The organism is Burkholderia sp. LMG 13014 (assembly GCF_905232215.1).
Lineage (GTDB): Bacteria > Pseudomonadota > Gammaproteobacteria > Burkholderiales > Burkholderiaceae > Burkholderia.
In genome coordinates this window covers 1-2399 of the sequence record NZ_CAJNKE010000769.1, presented here as the reverse complement: position 1 = coordinate 2399, position 2399 = coordinate 1, and the positions used below count along the sequence as shown (strand labels likewise).

Below are 2399 nucleotides of genomic sequence, written 5' to 3'. Positions count from 1 at the left end.
CGGTGCGGCGATCACGCTCAATTCCGTCGAGGTGACGGCCAACCGGCGTCGCGAGCCGGCGCGCGAAGTGCCGATGAAGGTCGACACGCTGTCGAGCGATGCGCTGCAGAAGTCGGGTGCCACGAAGCTGAGCGATTACCTGTCGACGCAGCCGGGGGTCGGTTTCAACAGCGGCGGCGGCCCGGGCCAGGGCACGATCTCGATGCGCGGCGTGACGGCCGGCAAGGACGTCGGGCCGACCGTGGGCGTGTATGTCGACGATACGCCGCTCGGCTCGAACACCGTGTCGGGCGGCGGGGCCGCGCTGGCCCTGGACATGGGGCTGCTCGATCTGAACCACATCGAGATCCTGTTCGGGCCGCAAGGGACGTTGTATGGCGCGGGCGCGATGGGCGGCCTGCTGAAATACGTGACCAACCAGCCGGATACCGAGAGCTTTTTCGGCAGCGTCGGGACGATGTTTTCGTCGACCTGGCACGGCGGCCTCAACAACACGACCAACGTCGTGCTGAACGTGCCGCTGAAATCCGACGTCGCCGCGCTGCGCATCGCCGCCTTCAACAACCACGATGGCGGCTACGTCGATGCGACGGGCGCGGCCGCCGGCACGCGCATCAACCGGAGCGACACCACCGGCGTGCGTGCGTCGCTGCTCATGACGCCGACCCGCAAGCTCACGTTCCGCTTCACGGCCACGCTTCAGAACATCAACAGCAACGGCCAGAACTACGTCGACTACGGGATGAATGGCCGGCCCGCGTACGGCGCGCTGACCAAATTGCAGGATTCGCAGGAACCGTATCACCAGAGCAATCAGTTCTACACAGCAAATGCCGAATACGATTTCGGCTGGGCGCGACTCAATGCGATTTCCGCATACCAGTCGCTGCGCACGTCGACGACGCTCGATTTCACGCCGTTCTATGCGCCGATTCTCGCGGCGGGCGGACTCGACGTCAGCACCGTCACGCCCAGTTCCACCGTCGGCACCAACAAGGTGACGCAGGAGCTGCGGCTGACTTCGCCCGGCAACCGCACGCTCGAGTGGGTCGCGGGCCTCTACTACGACCATGAGCACAGCAACACGTTGCAGGTGTACCGCGCGACGGCGGGCGGCCGCCCGCTCGGCGATCTGGAGCGGCTCGGCTTTGCGGGCAGTTACCAGGAGTTCGCGGCCTACGGCGACGTCACCTACAACCCCACGTCGCGCATCGCGCTGACGGCCGGCATGCGGATCGCGCACAACAGCCAGGACTACCGGCAGGAGACGTCCGGCCTGCTCGTGCCGACGCCGCTATCCGCGCCGGGCACGTCGTCGGATACGAGCAAGACGTACATGTTCACCGCCAGCTACAAGCTCACGCCGACCAGCAACGTCTATGCGCGCGTCGCGAGCGGCTATCGCCCGGGCGGCCCCAACAGCATGGCGGTCAGCGCGGTGACTGGGCAACTGATCGCCGGCAATCCCACCTACAAGCCCGACACGCTGTGGAACTACGAGATCGGCTACAAGGCGGATCTGTTCGACAACCGCGTCTCGGTCGCGCTGTCGGCTTACGACATCGAATGGCACGACATCCAGCAATACGGCGCGGTGGACGGCGTCGCGCAACTCGTCAACGCGGGCAATGCGCGGATCAAGGGCCTCGAGGCATCGGGCGTCGTGCGGCCGACGTCGGCGCTGTCGTTCAATGCGTCGCTCGCCGCGATCGACGCGTACCTGACGGAAGGGGCGCCGAGCGTCGGTGCGCGCACGGGCGACCGGCTGCCGAACACCGCGAAGTTCGCGGCGTCGCTGGGTGCGAGCTGGCGTTTCCCGCTCGGCCAATGGTCGGCCACGGCCAGTGCCGCCGAGCGCTTCGTGGGCGAGCGTCATGCGAGCTTCGCGGGCGCCACGGGCTCGCCCGATTTCATCCTGCCCGCCTACGCGGTGACGGATCTCCAGTTGGGCGTGGACCTGCGGTACGCGAGCCTGTCGTTCTTCGTCAGGAACCTGTTCAACCGCGAAGGGCTGCTGTCCGCCAATACGAGCTATGTGCCGCTGGGCGGCAACGTCTGGGCATCGGTGATCCAGCCCCGCACGATCGGCGTGCAACTGAGCGCGCCGTTCTGACGCGCGGACGATTCGAGGAGCTTCCATGTTTGCGCATTCCGCCCCGGCCCGCAGGCTTGCCGGACAACCGCGCCCGTTCCGGCAGACCAGTCGCCATCCCGTGCGCCGCTACGGCGGTATCGCGGCCGTCCTGCTGCTGCACGCGGCGCTGATCTACGCGTTGCTGAACGGTCTTGCCAATCGCGTGACGGAGATCGTCCAGCATCCGGTCGACGTACGGATCATCGAGCCGGTCAAGCCGCCGCCGCCACCCCCTCCGCCGCCGAAGCCGATCGTGAAGGCGTTG

1 protein-coding gene and 1 pseudogene are annotated in these 2399 nt (G+C 67.0%); both read left to right on the top strand.

Translation table 11 applies throughout. From position 1 onward, the window contains the following. A partial coding sequence (locus tag JYJ84_RS34345) for a TonB-dependent receptor (protein WP_205190104.1) occupies window positions 1–2113 on the top strand: 2113 nt, incomplete at its 5' end. A 25-nt stretch (window positions 2114–2138) separates the two neighbouring features. Further along, a pseudogene (locus JYJ84_RS34340) lies at window positions 2139–2399 on the top strand (energy transducer TonB); the annotation flags it as partial.